At 65.5% G+C, this 9,725-nt stretch carries 7 protein-coding genes; 5 read left to right on the top strand and 2 right to left on the bottom strand.

All coding sequences use genetic code 11. From position 1 onward, the window contains the following. Nucleotides 1-449: 449 nt before the first annotated feature. Together H163_RS0115505 and H163_RS0115500 are read right to left on the bottom strand one after the other, a co-directional pair. Nucleotides 450-3,872, bottom strand: coding sequence for a molybdopterin cofactor-binding domain-containing protein (locus H163_RS0115505; RefSeq protein WP_019965518.1), 3,423 nt, complete (start codon nucleotides 3,870-3,872; stop codon nucleotides 450-452). Next, nucleotides 3,869-4,354 carry a (2Fe-2S)-binding protein gene (locus tag H163_RS0115500; RefSeq protein WP_019965517.1) on the bottom strand — a complete coding sequence of 162 codons (486 nt, stop codon included), beginning with the start codon at nucleotides 4,352-4,354 and terminating at the stop codon, nucleotides 3,869-3,871. The genes H163_RS0115505 and H163_RS0115500 overlap by 4 nt, the downstream gene beginning before the upstream one ends. 254 nt (nucleotides 4,355-4,608) lie before the next feature. On the opposite strand from H163_RS0115500, the gene H163_RS0115495 reads away from it, so the two are divergent. The 5 genes from H163_RS0115495 to H163_RS0115475 all read left to right on the top strand — a co-directional run bounded on the left by H163_RS0115495 (nucleotide 4,609) and on the right by H163_RS0115475 (nucleotide 9,541). After that, nucleotides 4,609-5,055, top strand: a complete 447-nt coding sequence (locus tag H163_RS0115495) for a MarR family winged helix-turn-helix transcriptional regulator (RefSeq protein ID WP_019965516.1) — start codon at nucleotides 4,609-4,611, stop codon at nucleotides 5,053-5,055. A 395-nt stretch (nucleotides 5,056-5,450) separates the two neighbouring features. Next, nucleotides 5,451-6,194 carry a TetR/AcrR family transcriptional regulator gene (locus tag H163_RS0115490; protein ID WP_019965515.1) on the top strand — a complete coding sequence of 248 codons (744 nt, stop codon included), beginning with the start codon at nucleotides 5,451-5,453 and terminating at the stop codon, nucleotides 6,192-6,194. A gap of 729 nt (nucleotides 6,195-6,923) precedes the next feature. Further along, nucleotides 6,924-7,673, top strand: a complete 750-nt coding sequence (locus H163_RS0115485; RefSeq protein WP_026355914.1) for a maleate cis-trans isomerase family protein — start codon at nucleotides 6,924-6,926, stop codon at nucleotides 7,671-7,673. 11 nt (nucleotides 7,674-7,684) lie between these two features. Next, nucleotides 7,685-8,467, top strand: a complete 783-nt coding sequence (locus H163_RS0115480; RefSeq protein ID WP_019965513.1) for an alpha/beta fold hydrolase — start codon at nucleotides 7,685-7,687, stop codon at nucleotides 8,465-8,467. 42 nt (nucleotides 8,468-8,509) lie between these two features. Continuing rightward, complete coding sequence (locus H163_RS0115475; RefSeq protein WP_019965512.1) at nucleotides 8,510-9,541, top strand: 2,5-dihydroxypyridine 5,6-dioxygenase NicX family protein; 1,032 nt, start codon at nucleotides 8,510-8,512, stop codon at nucleotides 9,539-9,541. Nucleotides 9,542-9,725: the final 184 nt, after the last annotated feature.

Raw genomic sequence — 9,725 nt, 5'->3', positions numbered from 1 at the left:
TGCCTTGGGGGCCAAAGTGCTGCCCCTCTTCCGGACGCCAGGTTTGCCACCAACTCCTCTCCCCCCTTGAGGGGGAGATGCCCCCGGCAGGGGGCAGAGGGGGGGATGCAGCGTCTCGAAAGAACCGGAAGCCTGTACCGTGCCGGGGCGCTGGCACCCCCCTCTGTCAGCTTGCGCTGACATCTCCCCCTCAAGGGGGGAGAGGGGCGCTGCGGCCATTGGAGACTCTCTTCCCTCATCTTCAGTGCACGGCCTCTCGTTTCCCCTCCCCCTTGAGGGGAGGGGTAAGGGGTGGGGGTTTTCACGCCGAAGCGTTGGATGACTTGCACTCTGGTCTGCATAGCGAACCTGCAACAAAAATACCCCGTGTTTTCAGCCCGTTACCCCCACCCCCTGCCCCTCCCCTCAAGGGGGAGGGGGGCGGAAAGTCCAGTGGAATCCGTCCCCTCTCACCATGGCGGCAGGTCCGGGGCGAAGCGGTGGCGGAGGTAGGTGGCGAGGGCCTCGCGGTTGCTGGCGGTCAGCTCTCCGTGGAAGGAGGGCATGTCGCGCAAGGCGAGGCCCTCGGGGGCGCGCACGCCCTCGTCCAGAACCGAGTACAGCGCGTCCGGCTTTGGGGCGCGCAGGGCGGCGGAGCGGCTGAGCGGCGAGAGCGCCGCCGTGACTGTGCCGGAAATGGCGGGCTCGTGGCAGACGGCGCAGGCGCTGTCATAGATGCGGCTGCCCGGTCCGGGTGCAGGGCTGGCTTCCGCAACAGGGGGCCGCGAAACAGGGGCCAGCGCTGCCTTCGGATCACCTTCCCCGAGCGAGGCGAGATAGGTGGCCATGGCGCGGATGTCGCTGTCCGGCAGGGCGGTGAGGCTGGCGGTCACTTCGGCCATGGGGCCGGAGGCGGTGGCTGCTTCCGAATGGCCGGTCCGCAGATAGGCAAACAGCGTGTCCTCGTCCCAGCCCCTTGCGGTGGCCTGCGCCCCGGCGAGGGCGGGCGCGTACCAGCCCTTGATCATGGCCCCCGTCAGCTCCGGCATTTCGGCCCCGGCGGCATTGCGCGGGGCGTGGCAGGCGGAGCAATGGCCGGCGGCTTCCACCAGATACTTGCCCCGGTTCCACACCTCGCCCTTGGCTGGCTCGGGCATGAAGGGCTTCGTGTCTTGATAGAGCAGGTTCCACACGGACAGCGCCGGGCGCAGGTTGGCCGGTGCGATCATCTGTGCCTGCGGCGCCATCTGACTGACGGGCGCAAGCGTCTGCAGGAAGGCGTAGAGCGCCAGCATGTCCTCGCCCGACATCTTGGCAAAGGATGTATAGGGGAAGGCCGGATAGAGATTGTGCCCCTCGCGGCTGATGCCCTGGCGCATGGCCCGGTCGAAGGCCTCGAAGCTCCAGCGGCCAAGACCGGTCTCCGGGTCGGGCGTCAGGTTGGTGGTGTAGATGGTGCCGAAGGGCGTGACCACGGGCCGCCCGCCTGCATTGGCGATGCCGCCTTCTGCCGTGTGACAACTGGCGCAGTTGCCAAGGGCAAAGACCTGCCGTCCGCGCTCCAGCGTTTCCGCCGAGAAGGAAGCGGGAGCAGAAGGGGCCACCGGCGCAATGGGCCGGTGGAGCGGCAGGGCCACCGCGCCGAAGGTGAGCGCGCCGCCCAGCACCGTGCCCAGCCCCAGCAGCTTGCGGCGCAGGCTGTTGCGCTTCTTGCCCGGTGCAGGGGCGGGCAGGGCGGCAGCACCGTCAAACCCATGGGCGGCAAGGGCGCTGCGCATCTTTTCCGGCGTGAAGGGCACCTCGCGCAGGCGCACGCCCGTGGCATCGAAAATGGCATTGGCGATGGCCGCAGCGCTTGGCACGGCGGCGCTTTCGCCCACACCCAGCGGCGGGTCTTCCGGGCGGGCGATCAGCATGGTGCTGATGTCCGGCACGGCGGGGAAGGTCTGGATCGGATAGGCCGCCCAGCTCTGCGGCGTGGGGGAAATCTCGTCGAAGGTGACTTCTTCCAGCATCACGCGGCTGGCGGTCTGCACCGCGTTGCCGTGGATCTGCTGGCGCACTCCGTCCGGGTTGATGACAAGGCCCTGATCCTGCCCGATGAAGATGCGCGTCAGGGTGACTTCGCCCGTCTGCGTGTCCACCGCCACATCCACCACCCAGGCGGCGGAGGCGGCGGCAACGCCGGGGAAGGTGCCATGCACATAGGTGGCAAAGGCAAAGCCCTGCCCATAGGCCATGCGCCCCTCGCGGCGCAGGCGCGGGCCGCTGCGGGCGGACCAGCCGGCCTCTGCCGCCGTGCGCCGCACCAGCTCGGCCTGCCGGGGATCATCGAGATGGCGCAGGCGGAACTCCACCGGATCTTCCCCCGCCTCGAAAGCCATTTCGTCGATGAAGCTTTCGTGGGCAAAGGTGTTCGGCAGGGCCGAGACGCCGCGCATCCAGGCAGCGCGCACCATGGGTGCCATGTCATGCACGGTGATGCGCTTGTTCGGCACCCTGTAGGGCGGAATGATGGTGCGGTCGCCCATGTCCGAGGGGCGCGGCTCCGGGCTGATGCGCCCGGTCAGCAGCAGCGCCAGATTGGGGCCGCGGTTGGAGGGGTACCAGGTGTCGATGGCATAGGCATGCAGGCTGCCCGCCTTCATCCCGCCGTGGACTTCCATCAGCTGCGCTGCGCCCTTGGGCTCCCACAGGTGCTCCTGTGCCCGGGTCAGCTGCACGCGCACCGGCTGGCCAATGGCGCGGGACAGCAGCAGCGCATCGCCGCACACATCATCGGCGCAGTTGCGGCCATAGCAGCCGGCCGCCTGATAGCGGCGGATCTCGATGGCTTCCGGCGGCAGATCCACCAGCACGGCCAGATCACCGCGCAGCATGTGCGGGTTCTGCGTGCCGGACCAGACCACCGGCTGCCCCTCCGCCCAGTTGGCAATGGCGCAGGACGGGCCGATGGAGCCGTGCTCGTGATAGGGCCAGATATAGGTGCGCTCACGCGCCACATCGCATTCGCCAATGCCACGGGCGAAGTTGCCGGTCTGGTCCAGCGGGCGGGGCGTTGAGGGATGGTCCTTCAGCGTCTGGCGCAGGCTGGCCATGTCCGGCAGCTCCGGCGGCATGCGCCAGTGCACCGGCAGAGCCTCTGCAATGGTCTCCGCCTGATCGGCGCGCTGCGCCACCATGGCCAGAAAATCCGCCTGCCGCACGATGGCGATGAAGCCCGGCATGCCCTGCACGGCGGCCTCATCATAGCCAATGAGGCTGTGGCCGATGAATTCGCCGCTGTCGCGCCCGGCATAGGGCGGGCGGATGACATGGCCATGCACCATGCCGGGCACGTCCACATCGTGGATATAGGGGTGCTGGCCGCGCAGCTTCTCCGGCAGGTCGCGCCGCCCGGTCTTCTGGCCGACGATGCGGTACTCCGCCGGGGCCTTGACCGGGACGCTGCGATCCAGCGGCAGATCGAGGCTCAGGCCCTCCAGAAGCTGGGCATAGGTGAGGCTCTTGCCCTGCCAATGCGCGTGGCCGGCCTCAAGCCGCAGTTCCTCCGCCGGAGCGTTGAAGCGGCGGGCGGCCTCGGCAGCCAGAACCGCACGGGCCTGCGCGGCGGCAAGGCGCAGCGGGATGGCGGCCACCTGAATGGTTTCGGAGGCAATCGTCGGCCCCTGATCCGGCGTCAGCGCCGTGTCGCCCAGCACCATGCGCACGGCGCCGAGCGGCAGATCCAGCTCTTCGGCAACGATTTGCGCCAGCGCCGTCTCGATGCCGGTGCCAAGATCCACATGGCCGTTGAAGCCGGTGGCGCTGCCGTCTGCCGCAAGATGCAGATAGACGGCGCGGCCATTGGGCCGGTCCTCGTGGATGATGAGGGCAGGGGCGGCGGGGCTCATGAGGCGCCTCCGCGCATGAGCTCGGCGGCGCGCTCGACGGAGGCGATGATTTCCAGATGGGTGCCGCAGCGGCACAGGTTATGCCGCAGGGCGGCGCGGATTTCCTCGCGTGAGGGGCAAGGATTGTCTGCCAGAAGGGCGGTCGCGGTCATCACCATGCCATTGAGGCAATAGCCGCATTGCGCGCCCTCACACTCCAGAAAGCCCTGCTGCACGGGGGAAAGGGCGCCGGTATCCGCATCGGCGAGGCCTTCCAGCGTGGTGATTTCGCAATCTGCGGCGCGGGAGGCGCGCATCACGCAGGCGCGGGCTGGCCTGCCGTCCACCAGCACGGTACAAGCCCCGCACTGGGCCATGCCGCAGCCATATTTCGCCCCCGTCAGCTTCAGCTCGCTGCGCAGGATGTCGAGAAGCGTGCGGTCTTCCGGATGCGGCAGCACATGGCGTGCCCCGTTCACGGTCAGGCAGAACGTGTCGGTCATGGTACCCTCTGGATCGCTCTCTCGGGGGAGCGTTAAAGAGAGTTGAGCAAAAAATTTGTATGTGTGCAAACGAATTTTTACGGGATGATACTTATTTCTGCGCAAATGCTGTGCAGGCGGAAATTTTGCCCACGCCGCGCCCTTGGGCGGAGCGGCATCCGGGCTGATGCTCATGCGAAACTGCAACCTTTGCTGCGGAACTCGTGATAAGGCAGATTCAAACAAAAAGGACCGGCGGGGGAGACATCGGGCCGATGACAGCATCCGGACATGACAGGGCCAGCGAGAAGGCCTATGTGCTGGACGAGCAGGCGGGATTCCTGCTGCGCCTTGCCTATCAGCGGCATATTTCGATTTTCACGGAGCGGATGACCGGCGGGCTGACGCCGACGCAGTTTTCCACCCTGTTCCGCCTGCGCGAGGTGCGCGGGCCGGTGTCGCAGAACGCGCTGGGGCGGCTGGCGGGAATGGATGCTGCGACGACAAAGGGGGTTGTCACGCGGCTGATCGCACGCGGGCTGATCCGGCTGGAAAAGGACGGCGAGGACAAGCGCCGCCATCTGCTCTCCACCACGCAGGCCGGCCGCGATCTGCTGGACGAACTCGTGCCGCAGATGCGCGCCATCACCGAGGCAACGCTGGCGCCGCTTTCGCCCGCAGAGCAGGCAACCTTCCTTGCCTTGCTGAAACGGCTGATTTAATTATTCATGCGAATAATATGAGTGTATGAGTCAGCAATCTTTTACCCTCCGATTGGGGTGGTCTTTACACGGGGTGGCCAGTCGGGCAGCAGTTTGACTCTCTCCTTGAGGAGGCAATGGTGGCTTTGGGTGTGCGGAGGGGGAATGGGCCATCGTTTCTCCGCAGCGCCCCTCTCCCCCCTTGAGGGGGAGATGTCTGCGCCAGCAAACAGAGGGGGGTAGCTGCGCCTCAACACGGCATCACCTTTCGTTTGAAAGGATAGCCCGCTACCCCCCCTCTGCCCCCTGCCGGGGGCATCTCCCCCTCAAGGGGGGAGAGGAGTTGGAGCCTGACTGGAAGACCGTTGTAAACATTGCCCGCCAGTGGGCCAGACACGAGACATGAGGAAATCCGCGTGGCGGAAACCAGCAAGACACCTGCGGCAGACGCGAAGGCGAAATCAGGCGCCACTTCGGGTTCTGGCAAGCGGTCCAAGCCGCGCGGGCCGGGGCGTCCGGCGCGGGGTGAGCAGGCGGGTGCGGCACCGGATCTGAAGGACCAGATCCTCGACCATGCGGAGCTGGCCTTTGCCGAGGCGGGCTTTGAGGGCGCGAACCTGCGCGATATCGCGGCCCGCGCCGGGGTCAATCAGGGGCTGATCCGCTATTACTTCGGCTCCAAGGTGGATCTGTTCGACGAATGCTTCCGCCGCCGGGGCGGGGTGCTGGCCGGGCACCGGCATGTCAATCTGGACCGGCTGCTGGAATTCACCGAAACGCCCACGGTGGAGGATGTGGTCTTTGCCTATCTGAAGCCCCAGTGGGACATGAAATATTCCGGGCCGAACGGTGCCGCTTTTGTCGCCATGCAGGCGCGGCTCCATGCCGAACCGGAAGAGCACGCGCTGCGCCTGCGCCGCGAGGTCTATGACGCCTCGGTCAAGCGCTACATCGCGGTTCTTTCCCGCATCCTGCCGCATGTGCCGAAGGATATCATCAGCGTGCGCATGGCCTTCCTCGTCGGTGCCTATCTCTTCATGCTCAACGACTTGGGCCGCATTGGCGACCTTACGGAAGGCCACCTCACGGCCTTCGGCAAGGACGAAATGCTCGACCATCTTGTCCGCTTCCTCTCCGCCGGGCTGCGCGCACCGCTGTGATTGGGCGGGGTTTCTGTCCCTCCCTTTCTTGAGCGGCAGGGTCTGCAACGGACTGTCAGTCAGGCTCCAGTTCCTCTCCCCCCTTGAGGGCAGGGCTATCGCATATGGCGGAAATCCCATCCGCCTACGCAAGGATCGAACATTCAGTCCTTGCGAAAGGTAATTTTGGAATCCAGAGGCGCCTTGCGGCGAAAGATCGGAATCCAAAAATTTCATATGCGATTCCCCTGCCCTTGAGGGGGAGATGCCCCCGGCAGGGGGCAGTGGGGGGTGTGCAGCCTGTCCATTTATGCGAGAGTTCCTGCTGTGCTGCGCCGCCGCCACCCCCCTCTGTCAGCTTGCGCTGACATCTCCCCCTCAAGGGGGGAGAGGGGCGCTGCGGTAAAACGAAGGCACGATCCTCCTCACTGCCTCCAATCTAAACACTGCCCCTGGTGGGGGTAAGGGATTGAAGAAACCTGATATTTTCATTGAAGGTGCCCCGGGTAGAGACGAGTGCCAGTCAAGCAGCGCTCCTGCGTGAAGACCCCCACCCCTACCCCCTCCCCTCAAGGGGGAGGGGAAATGAGAGGCCCCGCCGCTGTGACCAGATTACGTGTGCACCTCTGACTTTTTCACCTCTGCTGAATGATGGTGCAGCGCGATATGGCGGCACGGTGAAAAAATGGGCTTGTTATTATTCAAATGAATAATTAACGTGGCTTCCAACGAATGGAGGGAGCCACAGGCATGAAGACCTACCGTATCGGGCAGATCGTCCCGAGCTCGAATGTGACGATGGAAACGGAGATCCCGGCGCTGCTGCGCATGCGTGAGCAGATTGCGCCGGAGCGGTTCACCTTTCACTCCTCCCGCATGCGCATGAAGCATGTGACCAAGGAAGAGCTGGCGGCGATGGATGCGGACAGCGACCGGTGCGCGCTGGAGCTTTCCGATGCCCGCGTTGACGTGATGGGTTATGCCTGCCTCGTGGCGATCATGGCCATGGGGCTAGGCTATCACTGCCAGAGCCAGACCCGCCTGCATGGGGTGACGGTCGAAAACGGCAATGCCGCGCCGGTTGTCACCTCTGCCGGGGCGCTGGTTGAGGGCCTGCGGGCCATCGGCGCGAAGAAAATCGCGCTGGTTGCGCCCTACATGAAGCCGCTGACGGAACTGGTCGTTGCCTATATCCGCAATGAAGGCATCGAGGTGAGCGACTGGCGGGCGCTGGAAATCCCGGACAATCTGGCCGTTGCCGCCCATGACCCGATGAACCTGCCGGGCATCGTCAAAGGCATGAAGACCGATGACGTGGACGCGGTGGTTCTGTCCGCCTGCGTGCAGATGCCCTCGCTGCCGGCCGTGCCGATGGCGGAAGCCATCACCGGCAAGCCGGTGCTGACGGCGGCCATCGCCACCACATGGCAGATGCTGAAAGCGCTGGATCTCGACACCCGCGTTCCCGGCGGCGGCACGCTGCTGTCCGGCGCATATTGAGGGGGCGGGTGATGGCACGCGGCTACAACGTTCACGCCAATGGCATCCGCCAGCATCTGGTGCATCACGCAGGCAGCGGGCCTTCGCTGCTGCTCATTCCGGGCATCACCTCGCCGGCGGTGACCTGGGGCTTCGTCGCCGAGCGACTGACCGGGGCCTTCGATGTGCATGTGCTGGACGTGCGCGGCCGTGGCCTGAGTGAAGCAGGCGCGCTCGACTATTCGCTCGATGCCATGGCGGAAGATGCGATTGCGGTGGCGGAAGCTGCCGGTCTCGGCAAGCCGGTGGTGCTGGGCCATTCCATGGGCGCCCGCACGGCCATCCGCGCCGCCCGCAAGGCGCCGGAGGCCTTCTCCGGCCTGGTGCTGGTGGACCCGCCGGTCTCCGGCCCCGGACGGCGGGCTTATCCCTCGGCCTGGAACTGGTATGAGGATTCCATCCTCATGGCGCAGAAGGGCTGTTCGGGCGAGGACATGCGCCGCTTCTGCCCCACCTGGACGGACGAGCAGAATGCGATCCGGGCCGAGTGGCTTCACACCTGCCAGCTCGACGCCATCCGCACCGCCTATGACGGCTTCCACACGGACGACATCCACGCCGACCTGCCGCATCTGCGCCTTCCCATGCGCCTCGTGGTGGCGGGCGGAGCTGCGGTGATCGGCAAGGAGGATATCGCGGAGATCTGCCAGCTTTCGCCGGGCATCGAGGTGATGATCGTCGAAAAGGCCGGGCACATGATCCCCTGGGACGATCTGGAGGGCTTCCTCTCCGCCGTTATGGATTTCCGTATCTGACTTTCTGGCCCTGAGCCCCAAAAGAACAAGAGGACACAGCACATGGACCACGCCAGCTTTACCGAGATCTGCCTGCATCAGCTGAAGATGTCGGGCGTGCATGAGGGCGAGAAGCTCATCGTCCTGACGCAGGGCAGCGACCGGCTTGATTATGCCGATGCCTTCATGGCCGCAGGCCAGCGTCTTGGCGCGCTGATGTATCACATGCGCCTGCCCGCACCGCTGCCGATGAGCGGCTGGAACGTCGGCGTCACCGGCCTTGCCGCCATGCCCGATGCGGTGGAGGCGCTGAAGGCCTGCGACATGCTGATCGACTGCGTGTTCCTGCTGTTTTCGCCCGAGCAGATGGCCATTCAGGCCGCCGGCACGCGCATTCTCACCGCCGTGGAGCCGCCGGAGCTGCTGGCGCGCATGCTGCCGACCAAGGAAATCCGCGAGAAGGTGGAAATCGCCGGGGAAATGCTGGCCAAGGCGAAAGTCATGCGCATCACCTCGCCCCATGGCACGGATGTGACCTACAAGCTCAACACCTATCCCACGGTGACGGAATATGCCTGCACCGACGAGCCGGGCCGCTGGGACCACTGGCCCTCGGGCTTCGTCTTCACGGGCGGGGATGATGACGGTGTGGACGGGCAGATCGTGGTGGCGCCGGGCGATATCCTGCTGCCGCAGAACATCTATGTGCGCGAGCCCATCATCTACACCATCGAAAAGGGCTTCGTGCGCGACATTCGCGGCGGCCTCGATGCGGAGCTGGTGAAGTCCTACATGGACGCCTTCAACGATCCGCGCGGCATGGGCATGAGCCATGTGGGCTGGGGCATGAACCCCCATGCCAAGTGGCACAACATGGTGCCGGGCGCCTTCCCCGGCGGCATGGGCATGGAGCCGCGCAGCTTCTACGGCAACGTCATGTTCTCCACCGGCCCGAACAACGAGCTGGGCGGACCAAACGACACCGCCTGCCACCTCGACATCCCGATGCGCGGCTGCTCGCTGTTCCTCGACGATGAACCGGTGGTGATCGATGGCGACATCGTTGTGAAGGACATCCAGATGGCACGGGGCTGAGATGGGCTCCAACTCCTCTCCCCCCTTGAGGGGGAGATGCCCCCGGCAGGGGGCAGAGGGGGGTAACGGACTGTCCGCTTGTGAGAGAGGTCCTGCTTTTTTGAAATGCTGCATACCCCCCTCTGTCTGCTGACGCAGACATCTCCCCCTCAAGGGGGGAGAGGGGGCTGCGGCGAGAGGTGAG

It is taken from the genome of Pannonibacter phragmitetus DSM 14782 (assembly GCF_000382365.1).
In the GTDB taxonomy this organism is placed as follows: Bacteria; Pseudomonadota; Alphaproteobacteria; order Rhizobiales; family Stappiaceae; genus Pannonibacter; species Pannonibacter phragmitetus.
This window is presented reverse-complemented; position numbering and strand designations above follow the sequence as displayed.